This window comes from Cognataquiflexum aquatile (assembly GCF_003316845.1).
GTDB classification, from domain to species: Bacteria; Bacteroidota; Bacteroidia; order Cytophagales; family Cyclobacteriaceae; genus Cognataquiflexum; species Cognataquiflexum aquatile.
This window is the reverse complement of the sequence record NZ_QMIK01000006.1, coordinates 182,767-201,618: the sequence shown is the minus strand read 5'-3', so window position 1 is coordinate 201,618 and position 18,852 is coordinate 182,767. Positions and strand designations below refer to the sequence as shown.

The 18,852-nt window shown below is 41.7% G+C and carries 18 protein-coding genes; 10 read left to right on the top strand and 8 right to left on the bottom strand.

What is annotated here, in order from left to right:
• Positions 1-22: 22 nt before the first annotated feature.
• Both pyk and DQW11_RS17875 read right to left on the bottom strand, forming a co-directional pair.
• A complete protein-coding gene (pyk, locus tag DQW11_RS17880) occupies positions 23-1,453 on the bottom strand; it encodes a pyruvate kinase (RefSeq protein ID WP_113925472.1) in 1,431 nt (476 codons plus the stop codon).
• 13 nt (positions 1,454-1,466) lie between these two features.
• Positions 1,467-1,895, bottom strand: coding sequence for an IPExxxVDY family protein (locus tag DQW11_RS17875; RefSeq protein WP_113925471.1), 429 nt, complete (start codon positions 1,893-1,895; stop codon positions 1,467-1,469).
• Between the two features lie 151 nt (positions 1,896-2,046).
• On the opposite strand from DQW11_RS17875, the gene DQW11_RS17870 reads away from it, so the two are divergent.
• From DQW11_RS17870 to DQW11_RS17850, 5 genes are read left to right on the top strand one after another with little or no spacing between them, the layout of a single operon-like run.
• Positions 2,047-2,283 carry an acyl carrier protein gene (locus tag DQW11_RS17870; protein ID WP_113925470.1) on the top strand — a complete coding sequence of 79 codons (237 nt, stop codon included), beginning with the start codon at positions 2,047-2,049 and terminating at the stop codon, positions 2,281-2,283.
• A 22-nt stretch (positions 2,284-2,305) separates the two neighbouring features.
• The gene (gene fabF, locus DQW11_RS17865) at positions 2,306-3,559 is read left to right on the top strand and encodes a beta-ketoacyl-ACP synthase II (RefSeq protein ID WP_113925469.1); all 1,254 of its coding nucleotides are present in this window, start codon (positions 2,306-2,308) and stop codon (positions 3,557-3,559) included.
• A 2-nt stretch (positions 3,560-3,561) separates the two neighbouring features.
• Positions 3,562-4,302 carry a ribonuclease III gene (rnc, locus tag DQW11_RS17860; RefSeq protein ID WP_113925468.1) on the top strand — a complete coding sequence of 247 codons (741 nt, stop codon included), beginning with the start codon at positions 3,562-3,564 and terminating at the stop codon, positions 4,300-4,302.
• A gap of 43 nt (positions 4,303-4,345) precedes the next feature.
• A complete protein-coding gene (gene nadE / locus DQW11_RS17855) occupies positions 4,346-6,193 on the top strand; it encodes an NAD(+) synthase (protein ID WP_113925467.1) in 1,848 nt (615 codons plus the stop codon).
• 38 nt (positions 6,194-6,231) lie between these two features.
• The gene (locus DQW11_RS17850) at positions 6,232-7,338 is read left to right on the top strand and encodes a prolipoprotein diacylglyceryl transferase (protein WP_113925466.1); all 1,107 of its coding nucleotides are present in this window, start codon (positions 6,232-6,234) and stop codon (positions 7,336-7,338) included.
• On the opposite strand, the gene yidD is transcribed toward DQW11_RS17850, so the two are convergent.
• A complete protein-coding gene (gene yidD, locus DQW11_RS17845) occupies positions 7,335-7,556 on the bottom strand; it encodes a membrane protein insertion efficiency factor YidD (protein ID WP_113925465.1) in 222 nt (73 codons plus the stop codon). The two genes, DQW11_RS17850 and yidD, sit on opposite strands and share 4 nt — an antisense overlap.
• A 73-nt stretch (positions 7,557-7,629) precedes the next feature.
• Between yidD and DQW11_RS17840 the strand changes: the two genes are divergently transcribed.
• The 4 genes from DQW11_RS17840 to DQW11_RS17825 all read left to right on the top strand — a co-directional run bounded on the left by DQW11_RS17840 (position 7,630) and on the right by DQW11_RS17825 (position 14,628).
• Positions 7,630-9,084, top strand: a complete 1,455-nt coding sequence (locus tag DQW11_RS17840) for a POTRA domain-containing protein (protein ID WP_232826792.1) — start codon at positions 7,630-7,632, stop codon at positions 9,082-9,084.
• A 101-nt stretch (positions 9,085-9,185) separates the two neighbouring features.
• Positions 9,186-10,016, top strand: coding sequence for a PorV/PorQ family protein (locus DQW11_RS17835; protein WP_232826791.1), 831 nt, complete (start codon positions 9,186-9,188; stop codon positions 10,014-10,016).
• The gene (locus DQW11_RS17830) at positions 10,013-12,115 is read left to right on the top strand and encodes a ComEA family DNA-binding protein (protein ID WP_232826790.1); all 2,103 of its coding nucleotides are present in this window, start codon (positions 10,013-10,015) and stop codon (positions 12,113-12,115) included. The genes DQW11_RS17835 and DQW11_RS17830 overlap by 4 nt, the downstream gene beginning before the upstream one ends.
• Positions 12,116-12,180: 65 nt before the next feature.
• Entirely contained in the window at positions 12,181-14,628 is a 2,448-nt protein-coding gene (locus DQW11_RS17825) for a zinc-dependent metalloprotease (protein ID WP_113925464.1), read from the top strand.
• Between the two features lie 53 nt (positions 14,629-14,681).
• On the opposite strand, the gene DQW11_RS17820 is transcribed toward DQW11_RS17825, so the two are convergent.
• Both DQW11_RS17820 and DQW11_RS17815 read right to left on the bottom strand, forming a co-directional pair.
• Complete coding sequence (locus DQW11_RS17820; RefSeq protein WP_113925463.1) at positions 14,682-14,822, bottom strand: DUF2256 domain-containing protein; 141 nt, start codon at positions 14,820-14,822, stop codon at positions 14,682-14,684.
• 82 nt (positions 14,823-14,904) lie between these two features.
• Positions 14,905-15,807 (bottom strand): DUF1684 domain-containing protein, encoded by a 903-nt coding sequence (locus tag DQW11_RS17815; RefSeq protein WP_113925462.1) that lies wholly within the window; start codon positions 15,805-15,807, stop codon positions 14,905-14,907.
• Positions 15,808-15,983: 176 nt separating this feature from the next.
• On the opposite strand from DQW11_RS17815, the gene DQW11_RS17810 reads away from it, so the two are divergent.
• A complete protein-coding gene (locus tag DQW11_RS17810) occupies positions 15,984-16,751 on the top strand; it encodes a 3-keto-disaccharide hydrolase (protein ID WP_394337149.1) in 768 nt (255 codons plus the stop codon).
• Between the two features lie 27 nt (positions 16,752-16,778).
• Here DQW11_RS17810 and DQW11_RS17805 read toward each other — a convergent pair whose 3' ends face one another.
• The 3 genes from DQW11_RS17805 to DQW11_RS17795 all read right to left on the bottom strand — a co-directional run bounded on the left by DQW11_RS17805 (position 16,779) and on the right by DQW11_RS17795 (position 18,814).
• Positions 16,779-17,192, bottom strand: a complete 414-nt coding sequence (locus DQW11_RS17805) for an NUDIX hydrolase (RefSeq protein ID WP_113925460.1) — start codon at positions 17,190-17,192, stop codon at positions 16,779-16,781.
• A 97-nt stretch (positions 17,193-17,289) separates the two neighbouring features.
• Entirely contained in the window at positions 17,290-17,913 is a 624-nt protein-coding gene (locus tag DQW11_RS17800; protein ID WP_113925459.1) for a DUF1566 domain-containing protein, read from the bottom strand.
• A 127-nt stretch (positions 17,914-18,040) separates the two neighbouring features.
• The gene (locus DQW11_RS17795; RefSeq protein ID WP_232826789.1) at positions 18,041-18,814 is read right to left on the bottom strand and encodes an EcsC family protein; all 774 of its coding nucleotides are present in this window, start codon (positions 18,812-18,814) and stop codon (positions 18,041-18,043) included.
• Between the last annotated feature and the right edge of the window lie 38 nt (positions 18,815-18,852).

The following is an 18,852-nucleotide window of genomic DNA, read 5'->3' as shown; positions in this document are numbered from 1 at the left end:
TTTTAATGCAATCTGACTGAATTTATTCCACAAGGTGGATTTTAAGCATATTGGTTTTTCCTTTTTCTTTCAAAGGCATACTGGCAGTATTGATGATGATGTCACCGATTTTGACATAGCCGTCCTTTTTCAACTGGTCTTGGATATCCATAAAAGTGGCATCTGTCGAAGTGCTACTCTCATAATAATAAGCCCTCACTCCCCAAACCAAACTCAATTGGGTCAAAAGGTTTTTGTTTCTGGTAAATATCAAAAGATTGGCAAGAGGTCGGAAGGAAGCCAATCTCAATGGTGTCTGACCTGAGGTTGTAATTCCGACCAAGGCTTTGGCTTTCACATTTCTAGAAAGCCTTGCAGCCATCAAAGTGAGGTTTTTGCTGAGGAAATTGGGATCGTTTTCTTCTATTTTATAAAGATGATGGAAAACATCCTCGTTGGTTTCAATGTAATTGATAATGGTACTCATTGCTTTGACAGCATTGACAGGAAACTGCCCTGAGGCTGTTTCTGCAGAAAGCATCACTGCATCTGCGCCATCCAATACAGCAGTGGCAACGTCATTGGTCTCTGCCCTGGTTGGTCTTGGATGGGTGGTCATACTTTCAAGCATTTGAGTGGCGATGATTACCGGCTTGCAGGCAACTTTACATAGCGTTACCATTTTCTTCTGCCATAGTGGAACGGTTTCCATTGGCATTTCCACCCCGAGGTCTCCTCTCGCCACCATGATGGCATCTGTCGCCTCGATGATGGATTCTATATTCTGTAGGGCTTCGGGCTTTTCAATTTTGGCCACTATTTTACAGCTCTTTCCAGCTTTGGTGATTCTTTCCCTCAAATCAATGATATCATCCACGGACCTCACAAATGAAAGTGCAATCCAGTCCACGTCATTGGCCAAACCAAACTCTAAGTCTTCAAGGTCTTTTTCAGTAAGAGAAGGTGCGGAAACTTTGGTATTGGGTAGGTTGATGCCTTTTCTTGATTTCAAAATACCGCCATGGATGACCACGCAGCGGACATTTTTGCCGTCTGTATTATTGACAGCAAGTTCGATATTACCATCATCGATCAGTATCCTGTCGCCTGATTTTACATCATTTGGAAGATTTTCATAGACGGTACTGACAAGCTCGGCATTGCCGACAACAGGATCGTTGGTGATGGTGATTTTTCCTCCCGGAACGATCTGCACTCCACCGTTTTCCATTTCGCCTACGCGGATTTTTGGACCCTGGAGATCTTGAAGAATTCCGATTTTGACGGTAAGTTTTTCATTGATTTCACGGATCATTTTGATCACTTCAGCATGCTGGGCGTGAGTACCATGAGAAAAATTAAGTCTGAAAACGTTGGCCCCTGCATTGGCTAGACTTCTCAAAGTGTCAATATTGTTGGACGCAGGACCGATAGTAGCTAATATTTTTGTCTTATTATAAAGAGCAATACTCATAGAATATTGGGTTTTAATAGGTTAATAGATTTTCTTTTGATTTGATTTTGTCGATGTCGAGTTTGACTACATTTTGGATTAATGCATTGCTCGAAAGGCGCTCAATATAGTCATTAATATCTACTTCTGAAGTAAAATCTTGGATGAGAAGGAAGTAATCAAAGATTTTCAATTCAGGAATGAGGTATAAGGAATGGGTATCAGGGACAAAGGATTTGTTTTTCAGTAGCTGAATGAATCCGTTTTCTTTTTCACATTTATATTGGGAAACACAGAGTCTGGTACCGTTTATAAATTCGAGTTCATAATCTTCGATTTTGGCCAATTTCAAATCTAAAGAAGTATTGACGATCCAGGCCAGTTTGTAGTCCTTGACAGGGGCCACAAAACCAAGAAGTTCAAATTCATACAGGTGTTCTACAATTAATCTGCTTTTCCTCATTTGTGGAAGAATTTAACCAAACAAAATTAAAAATAATCTATCAACTTCTGACGCCCTAAATAATATCTTCAATTTAGGTACGGCATTTTTTTGGCAATAAGGTTTTAAATCTATTTCTTTGCGAAGTGTTTTAAATTAAACTATTCGAAAAATGTCTGAAATTGCACAAAAAGTTAAAGCCATTATCGTTGATAAATTAGGCGTTGAAGAATCTGAAGTAACTCCCGAGGCTAGCTTCACTAATGATCTTGGTGCAGACTCACTGGATACAGTTGAGCTCATTATGGAATTCGAAAAAGAATTCAACCTTTCTATTCCAGATGACCAAGCTGAGCAAATCGGTACAGTGGGTCAGGCTATCAGCTATCTGGAGGCAAACGTAAAATAAAATATTCATTCAAAATTCATTTATGAATTTAAGAAGAGTTGTAGTAACAGGTTTAGGTGCCCTTACACCGATTGGAAATACTGTTCCGGAATTCTGGAACAGTTTGTCAACTGGTGTAAGCGGTGCTGCACCTATTACTAGGTTCGATGCTACCCTTTTCAAAACCCAATTTGCATGCGAGGTCAAGAATCTTGACGTCGAGCAGTTTATTGATAGAAAGGAAGCCCGAAAAATGGATCTTTTTACTCAGATGGGGCTTATTGCCGCTGATGAGGCGATCAAAGATGCAGGTCTTGATCTAGAAAAAATCAACTTACACAGAGCCGGAGTGATCATGGGTTCGGGTATTGGCGGTCTCAGGTCTTTTCAGGATGAGGTGACCGACTTTGCACGAGGAGATGGCACCCCGAGATTCAACCCCTTCTTTATCCCTAAAATGATAGCTGACATCTGCGCAGGTTTCATTTCGATCAGATACGGATTTAGAGGACCAAATTTTGTAACAGTTTCGGCTTGTGCTTCAGCCACAAACGCCATTATTGATGCTTTCAATTATATCAGGCTAAACAAAGCAGACATCTTCATCACAGGTGGTACAGAAGCTACCATTACCGAAGCAGGTGTAGGCGGTTTTAATGCCTTGAAAGCCCTTTCCCAAAGAAATGATTCTCCCACGACCGCTTCCCGACCTTTTGACAAAGACAGAGATGGATTTGTCCTTGGTGAAGGCGCCGGATGTCTGATCTTAGAAGATTATGAACATGCAAAGGCCCGTGGGGCAAAAATATACGCTGAACTGGTAGGTGGCGGAATGACTGCTGATGCTTATCATATAACCGCTCCCCATCCTGAAGGAGAAGGCGCGTCCAATGTGATGAAGCATGCACTCGAGGATGCAGAAATGCAGCCCGAGGATATTGACTATGTCAATGTACACGGTACTTCCACTCCTCTCGGAGATATCAGTGAGGTAAAAGCAATTCAAAAGGTATTCGGCGAACATGCTTATAAAATCAATATAAGCAGTACCAAGTCAATGACAGGGCACCTCCTCGGTGCGGCAGGTGCCATCGAAGCTATTGCTTCCATCCTTGCCATTAAAAATAGTCTCATCCCCCCTACCATCAACCACTTTACGGATGATGAGGAGTTTGATCCTAGATTGAACCTGACTTTCAATAAAGCCCAAAAAAGAGAAATCAGGGCAGCATTGAGTAATACCTTTGGATTTGGTGGGCATAATGCTTCCATCATCTTCAAAAAAATAACCGAGTAACATTGAAACTGTCCAGATTACTACGGCTTAGGTCACTGTTTTATTCCAAATACGAAAAAAGGCTTGCCTCCTCCATCAAACATATGGTTGGAAGCAAGCCTTTTAATTTGACCCTCTACAAACTTGCCATCAAGCATGCATCCGCAGCAGAGGAATCAATCAATGGAATGAAAATTTCCAATGAAAGGCTGGAATACCTAGGTGATGCTGTTTTGGGTGCGGTAGTGGCTGAATTTCTTTTCATCAAATACCCCTACAGAGACGAAGGTTTCCTTACAGAAACGAGAAGCCGGATGGTAAACAGGGAAGCCCTCAACCAGATTGCCATAAAAATCGGACTCTCAAAAATCATCAGCGAGGAATACAAGGGCAAAAATCTCAGTTCACACAAATCACTTTATGGAGATGCTCTTGAAGCTATTGTAGGGGCCGTTTACTTGGATAGGGATTTTCATTTTTGTAAGAAATTCATCTTGAAAAGGATCATCATCCATTTCGATTTGGATAATATAATTACCACTACGACCAATTTCAAGAGTAAAATCATTGAATGGGGACAAAGAGAAAATTCCGAAATTGATTTCAAAACCATTTCAGTAAACGGAGAGCAGAGGTTTAAGGAATTTATCGTCGAACTCCATGTCAATAGGCAACTTTTGGCTATTGGAAAAGGGGCAACAAAAAAGAAAGCCGAACAGGAAGCTGCTAAAAATGCCTGTGAAATTCTCCAAATAGCTGTTTAGAAGAGTATCTTTGAGGCTTGAATTAAATTTTTATTCCGGTAAAATGTCAACATTAAAAATCGCTTGTGCCACTGTCAACCAAACACCTTTAGATTGGACGGGAAACCTTGGGCACATCACACAGGCGATAGAGAAAGCAAAATCCCTGAATGCCGAATTCATCTGTTTTCCTGAATTGGCCATTACAGGCTATGGAAGTGAAGATTTATTTTTAAGCTATTGGTATCCCCAAAAAGCACTTAAACAACTTGAACAGCTAATTCCCTATTCCAATGGAATCACCATTGCGGTAGGGCTTCCGGTAAGGATACAGGAAAAAGTCTACAATTGTGTGGCTATCCTGGAAGACCAAAAAGTCACCGGGTTTGTAGCCAAGCAATTTATGGCCATAGATGGTGTACATTATGAGTTTCGCTGGTTTACCCCATGGGAACATGGAAAAGTGGTCAGTTTTGAATTTCACGGAAATCAGGTGCCATTCGGTGACCTGGTTTTAGAGAAAAAAGGATTAAAATATGGCTTTGAAATCTGTGAAGATGCCTGGAGGGGAAAGGTCAGACCCGGATATCGACTCAAAGAAAGAAAAGTAGACATTATCTTCAATCCAAGTGCAAGTCACTTTGCTATGGGAAAAAGCCTGTTGAGGGAACAGCTAGTAAATGACAGCTCAAGGTTTTTTGACGCCACTTATTTTTATATCAACCTCCTTGGAAATGAGGCCGGAAGAATGATTTTTGATGGGGAAATCCTTGCTTCCAAAAACGGGAGGCTTATTTTCAAAAACAAACTGCTTTCATTTGATGACTTTCAGGTTTTGATTTTCGATTATAACAAACAAACCGAAGACTATCCAGAAATCGAAAGCCTGCATCAAAAGAACGAGGAATTTGTAAAGGCTTCTGCTTTAGCCCTCTTTGATTACCTGAGAAAAAGCAAAAGCAAAGGTTTTGTGCTTTCACTCAGCGGTGGAGCAGATTCATCAACCATTGCTGTGTTGGTTTCGGAAATGGTAAGACGTGGGGTTGAAGAACTCGGAGTACCTGCCTTCCTTCAAAAGTTAGGATCAACATTTATTCCTTTGACAAATAATCCCGTCAAAGAAATCATTGGACAGGTTCTCACCACTGCTTATCAGGCATCCGACAACTCATCATTTGCCACCTATCAAAGTGCAAAGAATCTGGCGGAAAGTTTAGGGGCGGAATTCCTTCATTGGGAAATCACCGATGAGGTCAAATCATACACAGAAAAAATCGAAAAATCCATAGGAAGGAAACTGTCTTGGAAGGAAGATGACATAGCACTTCAAAACATTCAGGCAAGGGCTAGGTCTCCGATTATTTGGATGCTGGCCAATGTAAAAAACGCCTTGCTTTTGAGTACTTCCAATAGAAGTGAAGGGGATGTGGGCTATACAACTATGGACGGTGACACAAGTGGAAGTATCTCTCCCATAGCAGGAATTGACAAGCATTTTGTAATTCAATGGCTTAGGTGGGCCGAGACTGAACTCCATTATCCTGGTTTGAAAAAAGTCAACGGTCTTCAGCCGACCGCTGAACTCCGTCCTTCAGAAAACCAACAGACCGATGAGGCCGATCTGATGCCCTATTCCATTATTGTCGAAATAGAGAGGCTTGCCATCCGGGATAAAAGATCCCCTGTCGATATTTTCCTAATCCTAAAAGAGGAAATCAACGTAGAAAGTGAATTACTTAAAATTTATATCAAAAAATTCTTCCGGCTTTGGTCGCGAAACCAATGGAAAAGGGAACGTCTTGCGCCTTCCTTTCATTTGGATGAGTTCAATGTAGATCCCAAAACCTGGTATAGGTTCCCGATTTTGTCCGGAGGCTACGTTGAGGAATTGAAAGAATTGGATGATAATTAATCTATAAAAAATCACCTGATCCAAAAAAAGATAACAATATGACATTACAATTGATAATTGACTATATCGTATGGAGTCCAAATCCTGCGGTTTTTCCAAGTTTTGAAAGATTAAGGTGGTACAGCTTGTTATTTGCTTTAGGATTTATCATTTCCCAACAGGTGATGATCTACATTTACCGCAAAGAAGGACAGGACGATAAGCTTGTTGACAAGCTGACGATTTACATGGTATTGGCCACCATCATTGGAGCGAGATTGGGTCATGTGCTTTTTTATGAACCTGAAAAATACCTCAGCAACCCGATTGAAATTCTCAAAGTGTGGGAAGGTGGATTGGCCAGCCACGGGGCAGCCATTGCCATATTATTTGCACTTTACCTCTATGCTAGGAAAGTACCTACCCAAACCTACCTTTGGGTGGTGGACCGTATAGTCATTGTGGTTGCCATGACAGGTGCCATGATCCGGATTGGAAACCTGATGAATTCTGAAATCGGCGGCAAACCAACCGGTGACGACAGCGGCTTCGTTTACGCCAGAGACAGCGAAGAAATTTTGGAAACACTTCGGATTCCTGTTCAAGAAGTTCGCGCGTACAAACCTGAAAATAGAGATGCAGAATTGACAGGTACCGGAATAGTACCGGTCAATATAGACATCAAAATAGAAAAAGGGGGATTCAGCGAGGCAGACCTCAAGACAACCTTGGATACCGATGTCAAATATGTTTTGACAAAATTCAAAAGCTCCCAAAAGTACATGGCCGAGAGTCCCGAAACTCCTTTGAATTTTGATTTAATGGATAAAGGAGACCACTATTTGGCTACAGTTTATACATTTGGTGTTGCCAGATATCCAACCCAGATCTACGAAGCTGCCTCCTATTTTGTGATTTTCCTTGTTTTACTTTGGCTTTGGATAACCTATAAGTCCAGAATTCCTGATGGATTGTTGTTGGGATTATTTTTAATCTCGGTTTTTGGAATGCGATTTGTCTGGGAATACCTGAAAGAAAACCAGGTTGATTTTGAGCAGGGGCTCACTCTCAATATGGGTCAATGGCTAAGTATTCCATTGGTAGTTGGAGGACTGCTCTTGGTGGGATTGGCCTTAAAAAAAGGATTTAAAGAAAAAGTCAGCTAAGGAACGGGGTCATGACCATGACCTCCCCAAGGATTGCAACTCAAAATTCTTTTGATTCCTAGCCATCCTCCTTTGAAAACACCGTGTTTCAATATGGCTTCTTTGGTATATTGACTGCATGTAGGCGTATACCTGCAGGAGGCAGGAAAAAGCGGCGAAATCACATATTGATATACCAATACAGGGAAAATGGCGATTTTGCGGAGAATTGTCTTCAAAGCAGATATATTTCAGAGATAAAGAAATATGGCAAGGTAAAGTTCCTTAAATTTAAATTAAGTACTGTTCCTATTGAAAAAACTTTACAAATTTAGTCTTCTAGCTTTCTTCGTTTTCCTTGGATTTTTTGAGGTGAAGATGACTATTGCCCAAACGGAACCTATACAGCCGGACAGCACTGCAATAGACCATCCTGAAAAGGTCGTGATCAACAATATCTTTATTGTCGGAAATGAAAAGACACGTAAGAATATAATCCTTAGGGAAATAGACCTAAAGACAGGAGTCAGTTATGATTGGGATGAGCTGATGTCGATGATACAAGCTGATCAACAAAAAATCTATAACCTCCAGCTATTCAACAGTGTGGAGATAACCCCTCTCCTTACCGACAATGAGCAAATAGAGCTATTGGTATCGGTCACCGAAAGGTGGTACATCATTCCCAATATCATTTTCAACCTTGCTGACAGGAACATAGCTGAATGGTGGACCAACCAAAACCGTGACTTCTCCAGGGTAAATTACGGAGCAAGACTGGTCCATAACAACGTCGGCGGCAGGAATGAAAAATTGAAGGTCGGAGCTCAATTTGGCTTCGTAAAGGCATTTGAAGTCATGTACAGTATTCCTTACCTCGACAGGAACCAAAATCATGGAATCAGTGGTCAGTTTACATATTTTACACAGAAAACAATCCCTGTCAAATCAGCTTTCAATAAACAGGTTTTTTATACCAATGAAAATGAGGAAGTCTTAAGGAAAAACTCTTCCGCCTATTTCAGGTACAGCTACCGGGCAAGTTTCTATAATTTCCATTTTGTAACGTTCGGTTATAACAATACCATCATCAATCCTGACGTATTTGTTCAAAACCCCGACTATTTCCTACATGAAAGCACCAAGCTTAATTATTTCGTCTTGGGTTATACATTCAGGCATGACCGGAGAAACAATATCCAATATGCCACAGAAGGCGAGCTGCTCAGTATCGGTTTGACAAAATTTGGTTTGTTTACCGCTGATGACATAGATGATGCGGAAATTACCATCAATGCTAACAAGTATTTTCTGATCGGTGAAAAATTCAATTTCGTTTCAGGTTTGTCTATCAGCTCATTTTTTGAAAAAAGACAACCCTTTACCTTGGTGAGAGGTATTGGATACAACCCCTATTTTATAAGAGGGTATGAACTCAATGTGGTAGAAGGCCAACAGACACTTGTCCACAAAAACAGCTTCCGGTTCAGATTTATCGATATGGGTTATGATATAGGAAAGTATGTTCCGTTAGAAGAGTTTTCCTACCTCCCACTTCAAATGTATCTGGGATTCAATTTCGACCATGGCTTCGTCAACGACCGAAACAACCTGCCCGACAATGCCCGTCTAACAAACAAATACCTTTTTGGCTATGGTCCCGGCCTTGATATTGTGACACTTTATGACATGGTTTTCAGGTTTGAATACTCCCTCAATAACCAAGGTGAGCAGGCATTTTTCGTAAACTTCAGGGCGCCATTTTGAGTTAGTCGAATGTTAAACGTTTAAGATCGGATAGTTATTTTTTCCTTTCCTTTTGTCCTTGTATTTTTAATTGAACCGGTTTCTCGCCGGTTTTGCAAGGTATGGCAAAGTGTTATAAATTATTCCTTGTTCTTTGGCTGACTTCCTTTTGGAATATCGCACTAGCCCAAACAGGCACTGAGGCATTTCCCAGAGGTGGCAGGAGTATGGGAATGGGAAATGCAAACGTGACCATAGGAGACGTTTGGAGCATTTTTAACAATATTGGAGGACTGTCCAAAATCGATTTTTCTCAGGCCACCTTTTCCTATGACCACCGGCTTGGTATCGACGAACTCACCACATTGGCAGCAGGCGCGGCCATCAAAGGAAAAAACAAAGCTTTTGGACTTGGGATTTCTAGTTTCGGATCGGAGTATTTCTCTCAAAACCAAATCGGGATCGGTTTATCCAACCAGTTAGGAATTGCAAGTTTGGGGATCAAAGTCAACTATTTGCAGACCAGTATTGAGGGATTTGGAAGAGGTGCGGCCGCAGTCATCGAATTTGGTGGGGTAGCAGAATTGACTCCCGAACTGTTTTTTGGAGCCCATGTGTACAATATCACTAGGGCAAAATTCGGAAAAAATTCAGATGACCGGCTACCCACCACTGTCAAAGCGGGCATTTCATACAGACCATCTTCCAAATTAATGGTTAATCTGGAAGCCGAAAAAGACATTCTTCTTGATCCCCTATTGAAAATGGGATTGGAATACAACCTGTTGGAAAGGTTATGGGCAAGGGTGGGAATGAATACCAATCCGGGAAAATTCTTTTTTGGAATCGGCTTCAGACCAAAAAGATTCCATATCGACTATGCCTTGACCCAACATCCAAGCTTAGGAAATACCCATCATTTTTCCTTTAATTACCTATTTATTGGCAAATGAAAACCTTGCTGGCCATAGGAATATTGATGCTGATTTTTAGCTTTTGTAGCATGGCACAGACGTATCGAAAAGATGAAATCAATATAGAGAATTTTGTAGAGGAGCTATTTGGGATGCAGAGAACAGATGAAAATTACGAAGACCTTTATGAAAGTCTTTTGCAGGTCTTTCTCAATCCCATCAACCTCAACAATACAAATGCAGAGGAGTTGAAATCCATTTTTATCCTGACACCAGTGCAAGTAAACAGTTTCATTGCCTATCGAAATCAGTTCGGGAAACTGATCTCAATCTATGAATTACAGGCCATTCCTGATTTTGATTTAGAAACCATCTATAAATTGCTGCCCTTCGTGATTTTGGAAGATTCTGACCGGATGCAGGGTTCACTGAAAGACAGGATTATAGAGTCAAAAGATGCCTATTTCATTTTCAGGCAAAACAGAGTTTGGGAAACCCGAAAAGGATATACCCCTGCTGATACATTGGGAAATGGTGGGTTGACCAGCAGGTATTTGGGCGATCCCAGTAACCTATACGGCAGATTTCGGATCCAACATTCTAAGGATTTTAGCCTTGGGTTTACCATTGACAAAGATTCCGGCGAGCAGTTTATCTGGAATCCCGACTCAAAAAGATATGGCTTCAATTTTTTTTCGTACCATTTCACCCTATACAATCAAGGGAAGTTCAGGTCGATTTCGGTAGGGGATTTTCAGATGCAGACCGGACAGGGTTTGGTATTCGGAGCAGGATTTGGTGTGGGAAAAGGGGCCGAAACCATCACCACAGTCAGACGGAGTACCATTGGGATCCGACCCTATACGGCTGCCTTGGAATTTGGCTTTTTCAGAGGATTATCGGCGACATACAAAGCCGGCCCAGTCAACATCACTCTGATGGCATCCAATGCTCCAAGAGACGGGAACATCCAAATCCAACTTGATACCTTGGAAACCAAGGAAGAAATCATCACGTCTCTCCAAAGCAGCGGACTTCACCGAACTGCCACAGAAATCAATTACAAAAACAGAACCCGTGAAAAAAATCTTGGTGCTAATGTCCATTTCCAAAGTCGCAAAAGGGACCTGCAGGTTGGCCTAAACAGCCTCTACACACAATTCGGACAGGATTTCCAAAGAAACAGACAAGTCTACAATCAGTATGAATTCTTTGGAAAAGAAAACCACCTGCATAGCCTTTACTTTGCTTACAATTTTCAAAACTACTTTTTCTTCGGAGAAACAGCAGTATCGAAAAGCGGCGGAAAAGGTTCTGTCCTTGGAATGATGAGCAGCCTGCATCCAAAGCTTGGTTTTTCGGTTTTGTGGAGACGATTTGACCGGGATTTCCATAGCTTCTATGGCAATGCCTTTTCGGAAGGAACGAGACCCATCAATGAACATGGAGTTTATTTTGGTTTGAATTACAAGCCCAACCAAAAATTTACCTGGGCATTATATTACGATTACTTCAAATTCCCTTGGTTGAGATATCGGGTTTATGCACCTTCTTCGGGTAACGAATGGCTAACAAGATTCACTTATTCCCCATCAAGAAAAATTCTGCTTTTTGCCCAAATCAGGGAAGAATCCAAAGCCCGGAATGTCTCTGAACTACCCAATAACTTCCAGTCAAGCTACCAGCTTTCACAGGGGAAAAAATGGAATTATGCCTTCAACCTCGACTATGCCATCGACAATCATTGGAGCATCAAATCAAGGATTATGTCGAGCACTTTTGATTTCAATGGCAAGAAAACACGGGGTTTTGCGATAAGTCAAGACATCAACGTAGATTACCAAAAGTGGCGGCTATCGACGAGAATTGTTCTTTTTGACACAGAGGATTATGACAACAGGCAATTTATTTTTGAAAGAAATGTCCTATGGCTGTTTTCCATCCCGGCCTTGAACGGTCAGGGAATGCGATATTACATATTGGGCCAATATAAAATCAGCCCCAAACTTACTTTCTGGGCAAGGTTTGGTAGGACCATTTACACCGATCGGGATGTCATCGGAAGTGGTCTACAGGAGATCCAAGGCAACGCCATCACTGAGACTGTTTTTCAGCTCCAATATCAATTCAACCGATAATTTCCACCATCGGTACACCCCTCAAACAGGGTTTTTGATAAATTGAGGCATCAAACCACCATTCTATGAAAAAAATATTTTTACTACATCTAATTTGTATGGCTCTACTTTCTGTACCCCTTTTGGGTCAGGCAGTGGACAAAAGTAAGCTCAGCAAAAAAGAAGGTTTCTTCACCTTTTATACAGATGAGGACAAAGGAAAAATCTTCCTTGAAGTAGAGAAACTTGACTTTGAATTTCTCTATGTGAATTCTATGCCGGCAGGAATCGGCTCCAATGATATCGGTCTTGATCGCGGACAGCTTGGAAGAACCCGGATCGTGGAATTCAGAAAAGCCGGCAACAAACTTTTGTTGGTACACAAAAATTATGATTTCCGGGCTTTCAGTGACAATGCCTCGGAAGTCAAATCCGTCAGGGATGCATTTGCAGAATCCGTACTTTGGGGTTTTGAAATCATCAACTCTGAGGGTGGCAAATACCTAGTTGATGCTACCAATTTTTACATGCAGGATGCGCACATGGTAGGTGAAAAGCTTGGGTCTGCAAGGCAGGGAACCTATAAGCCTGATCCTTCGCGAAGCGCACTTCACTATCCGATGACCAAAAATTTTCCTAAAAATACAGAAGTGGAAGCCATAGTGACTTTGACTGGGACCCCGACAGGTGCCTATATCAGGTCTGTAACTCCTTCGCCTGAATCAGTAACTGTAAGGCAAAGGCATTCATTTATCGAACTTCCCGATGACAAATACACCCCTAGGGAATTCGACACAAGGGCAGGATATTTCCATATCGATTACATGGATTTTACAAGCCCAATAGGCGAACCTATGGTCAAAAAATATATCTCAAGACATAGGTTAGAAAAGAAAGATCCAACTGCTGCCGTTTCGGAGGTTGTTGAACCCATAGTCTATTACCTCGATAGAGGTACGCCTGAACCTGTCCGCTCAGCTTTGTTGGAAGGTGGAAATTGGTGGGCACAGGCTTATGAGGCTGCGGGATTCAAGAATGCTTACCGTGTAGAATTGATGCCCGAAGGTGCAGATTTGATGGATGTCAGGTACAATGTCATCCAATGGGTTCACCGCTCTTCCCGAGGTTGGTCTTACGGCTCCTCGGTCACAGATCCCAGAACCGGTGAAATCATCAAAGGCCACGTGACTTTGGGAAGTCTGAGAGTAAGACAGGATTATTTGATAGCGCAGGGACTGCTACAGCCATTTGAGGACGGAAAACCAAAAAACCCTAAGATGCTTGAAATGGCCTTGGCGAGACTGAGACAACTTTCTGCACATGAAATAGGACATACTTTGGGTTTGGCACACGCGTATGCCTCCTCCCCTACCAACCGCGCCTCAGTCATGGATTATCCTTATCCGATGATCAAGATGGATGACAATGGGAACATTGACATATCAGATGCCTATGATGACAAAATCGGAGAATGGGACAAATGGGCAATCCGCTATGGGTATGAGACCGTTCCTGCCGGAAAAACAGAGCAAGAGCATCTCAAAAAATTACTTGAAGACACCTATGCTGCGGGACATACCTTTATCTCTGACACTGATTCCAGGCATCCCAGTGGAAGCCATCCCACTTCCCATCTTTGGGACAACGGGGCTTCCGCACCGGAAGAGCTGATGAGGATGATGGCCATGCGTGCAAAAAAACTGAGTTCGTTTGGATTGAATTCCATAGAAGAAAACCAGCCCGAAGCATTGATGGAAGAGGTGATGGTTCCTTTGTTTTTGATGCACAGGTACCAATTGGAAGCTACGACCAAGCTTGTCGGAGGATTGGATTACACCTATAAAGTCAAAGGAGATAACCAAAGAGTTCAATCCAGGCTCGAGGCATCCAAGCAAAACAGTGCTTTGGATGCTTTGCTGGTCGCCATTCAGTCGGAACAATTGGCTGTGCCGACACAGATTTTGGACAGAATTCCCCCTCGTCCGATGGGATATTCAAGAAACAGAGAGACTTTCCCTTCCAGAAACGGACTGAACTTTGATCCTTTGGCCCCGGCCGAAAACGTAGTGGACCACATTTTCGGATTCTTGTTTGAGGCAGGAAGGGCTAACAGGCTGCATCAACAGCATCTGTTTGATGCAGGGTTACCTTCTTTTTCTGATGTATTGGAAAAGGTTACCGCACAGGTTTTTGAAAATGGCTATGATGGTACCTATCAGGGAGAAATCAACCTTTTGGTCCAAAACAAGCTGACAGACCACCTGATAAATCTTGCAAAAGACCCAAGAGCGACTGCCACAGTAAAAGGCATCACAAGAAACCAATTAAGGGAGATTGCCTATTGGAACTGGAATAAAAATGAAAAGAAATCCGTTTCTACAAAAGGAACCTCTGACGACTTCCACAGATATTTGGCTGACAAAATCAATAATTTCTTCAGTGAAAAAGAGGAATTCAGCATTCCAGCAGAATTAGCCATACCTGACGGTGCCCCTATCGGAACCACTGATTTGAGTTGCGATTTTGAATATTAAAAATGATCCCTATTTAAATGGAAAACCCGATTGAGTTACTTCAATCGGGTTTTTTATTGCAATGTTTTCCTGGTACCTGCACACTTTTTGGAACAGTATTTCACATTCTCCCAATTCTTCTCCCACTTTTTTCTCCATGCAAATGGCCGATTGCAGACTGGGCAAGTCTTGGTTGGCAATTCCGATTTCTTCATACAGAAAAAATCATTCCGGGCCCAAAAAGTTTGAAAAAATTTCAACTTTCACTTTTGTCTCATGTCTCATATCTCGCTTCAATCAGTGTTCTCCAAATGTCTTTTCCCCAGCCATAATCGGCAAATCAAGCATATTCTGTCTTGGTGGCAAAGGACAAGTGGCATGTGGGGTAAACACACAGGGAGGGTTATAGGCTTTGTTAAAATCCAAAATCACAAGATCTCCTGAAACGGGTTTTTTGACATACATATACCTGCCTCCTCCATAAGTCTCTCCACCGCTGGTATTGTCTGCAATGATTAGGTATAATTCGTCTTCAGCATCCAAAGCATCGATTCTGTATGATTTACCGTCTTTTTCAAATTCAAGATAACCCGGTGATGGATTTGGGGTGGTCTGCCCCAGAACATTTGTGATCGGGATTTCCCGGACAGGTACATAAGGAACGAATTTAGCTTCAAGTCTCCATTCAATATCAACAGGAAACCTTTCAATGCCCTCGAATTGGGTTACTGCAGCTGTCTTCAAATCCCTCAATCTAACCCCATACGCATCTGCCCTTTTGATGATGTTCCACCTGAGGCTTCCGAGGGAAAGTTTCTCAGACAGTTGGCCCTCGGTATCAAAAATCTTGATTTTTTCTTTCACTTCACTTTCACCAATAAAGATGCTATCAGTTTGCGGCGTGAAGTAAACTTTTCCTTCTTCCAAAGAAAAAACCCCTATCGAATCAGGAAAACCCTCCGATTCCAACCGAAAGCCGGATTCAGAACTCGTTCCAAAAGTAGTTTCTCCTACCTCGAGCCAATGTAAGCCTATCAGGTTGAGCCAACCTTCGTCTGCTTTCAGGGATTTTATCCGTTCTTGATACCAAGCTTCCACCTCTGAGGCGTGGTCCTCTGTGCTGATTTTATTTTCTTTTGAACCACAGGCAAAAGCAATGGTGAAATAAGTTAAAATCAGAAAGAATCGGAATGGTTTCATAGGTGGATAGGTTGGTATTCGAGGCAATTTAAAAATCTTATTGTCCAAAAATTATCCGTTCCAAAAAAATTCCTGCCTTGAACAGGAATAAAAGTAAATAAAATCCGACTGCATAATATATTTTCAAATAATACCGATTGCTGATTATCTTGATGATTGAATCAAACCAGATGACCATGAAAATTTTAAAAAGAACAATACTATTTGCCATTTGCATCATCTCGCCTGTGTTGGCTATGGCCCAAATTGGGGTGAGTGCCAAGAAACCCAAAGATGCGCAACAGCTTTTTGATGGAAGCAGAAAAATGCTGGACCAAAAATGGACTTATTGGGAAGGCCCAAGATTAAAGGCCGAGCCACCCATCAAATGGGAAATCGTAAAAGATCCGGTAAACAAAGGTACAGCGATGAACAGCAATGACCCCGCCGCAGCAGGAGGATTGTATGGTGCGGCAGATATTGTCACCAAGGAAGAATTCAGGGATTTTAGGTTGCATGTTGAGTTTCTGATCCAAGAGGCCGGTGGTAACTCCGGAGTATACCTTCAAAACCGGTATGAAATCCAGATACTTGACGGTGATTATGGGGACCATGGTCTCGCAGCCATCATCAATGAGCACATCCCTACAGTTCAGGCTTACAATGGATTGGGTAAATGGAATGCGTACGATATCAACTTCAAAGCAGCGAGATTTAAAGATGGAAAGTTGGTCGAAAAAGCCCGCGTTACCATCTACTTCAACGGCAAAAAAATCCATGAAGATAAGTCCATCAGCCAGGTTTGGGGAGGTCCCAATTCAGGACAAGACGGCGGAAATGATGGCGGAAAAGGTATCACAGATCGTCCGGGTGGTATCAAATTACAAGCCGAAGGACATAATGTACTTTACCGGAACATTTGGATCAAAAGCCTTGATCTTGGAGAAAAAGGAACAGATTTCTGATCTATGAGCGGAGGTCAAGAATGATTGTCAAGGCATTTTATACAGCCTGGCAAATTCCAAAACATTTGGATACATCCATTCTTTGATTTCAAATACTTCAACAGGGCTAAAGAATCTGATTTCACGACATTCGGGTGATGGAACAAAATCAAGGTGAAAAAGCACTGTTTGGTAAACTGCATTGACTATATAATGGCCTTTAGGATTGATGGCGGGAAAAAAATATTCGGGTTTGTCGGAAATCGACTTTGCTTCCAAAGCCATTTCTTCTAAGAGCTCTCTCCTCAATCCTTCCTGAGGATTTTCCCCAAAATCCAATCCTCCACCGGGAAGTTCCCACAAGCCATTGTCCTCTCTGACCAAGAGAAACTTATGGGAAGAATCCACGACGAGTGCTTTGACTGATACACGATAGAAACAATCAGGAATTTGCATTGACATATCGGAAGTGGAATTTCCTGAATTTAAATCAAAATCTTTGGCAAAAAAAAACCTGCGGAACTGATCCGCAGGTTTTTTTCTTATTTGTTTTTCAAATTTAGAAGAATCGGATAACCCTTACATTTAAGACTTCGCTTTTCGGTTTCGATAACAATTCTCCGGTAACAAAAGACATCACACAGGCATTGGCTGCATTGCTTTCACAAGAGCTCCAGTATTCTACTGAAGAAAATCCTCCGATTTTATCTCTGTTTTTATAGAGGTAGTTCATTTCTTCCTGACTTGGCATAAACCAATCATTGAATCCCCCCAAATTAAAATCAATGGTTACCCTTGCAGCCACTGTCCCGTTATTTGCTGGATGACATTGGGTCGGGTTACTGTAATAATTAGGCAAGGCATCATGAAAAGCAAGAACTCTTTCCGTATTTGATCTTCCAAAACCAACTTCCGGAGATGTCCCTCCTACAGCCCTTCCTTGGCAGCCCCATTGGGACAAAAACACTTCTTCAACAGGGGCGATGATGATCCCTGTTTTTTTGCCCTCAACATATCCTTCTTCGCCAGGTTCAAAAATATGGGCAACAACGCCACCTTGATAAGGTTCGCCGATAGTAACATCCTCAGGACTTTCTTCTTTTACGCATCCAGAAAAAATGATAACAGCGCTCAACAAAATCAACACCATCGATTTTGGCGATAATAATTTAAGTTTCAACATACAAAATTTAATTTAGGTGGGTACTAAGCAATGCGGTTTGATACCGAGATAGACCGACAAATTTAACATAAAAGAAATTAAAATCAATTATTCTGCCAACTTTCATCAATCAAAAAATAAAGGAAAGTTAAATTTCCCAATCAAAATGCCTTAATCTATAACACTGCATGGCATTGATTCCGAGTTTGTTGGCCAATTGGTAGTTGGCGACAGCCCCTACTCCCGCACCAATAATCGGTACAAGTTGGGCCAATTTTACCAAATCGAGGTAATCCCTGTATTCCAACTGAAAATCCCTCCAGTCAAAATCAGAAACTTCTAAAGGAAGTTTGGATATATAATCCTGCCAATTTTCAAGCAAAGACAAAGTCTGGTTTCTGGTTTCCTGACTTGAAAAAGTCAGTTTGAAAATATACAAAAGGTATAGTCTCTCTTCAAATTGTTTTACGTCATGCCCGTATGCAGCAGCAATTTCAAAGAGCATCTTCATTTTGATGGTGAGAAATGCCGGAAAATCCGCCAATCCAAATAAAATCCCCCCTGCCCCTGTGATCGCTCCCTCTGCAGATGCCGTGTTTTGATAAATCTTGATGATTTTCCTCACTTTATTCTCTCTTTCCTCCAAAGTCATGGCATACAGTGGTGAGGGAGTAATGTATATGGTGCCGAACAAAACGCCCTTTACCATTTTCTCTATCGCATAGGTAATGACTTGATGGACTTTTTCCGGAATAAGGCTGTTGATTCCCTCTTGGGTGCTTTTGGTGAGCTTGTTTATAAATCCGGGTTTTTTCCGGGTTTTGTACAACCATCCTTGCAGTTCTGCAAAGGCGAGTTCATTATACAGTGACTTTGCCAAAGGTTGTCCTATTCCTGAATTCAATTGTTTCTTGTTGTTCAAATCCAAAATGCATTGAGGATGATTTCATAATGCAGTAT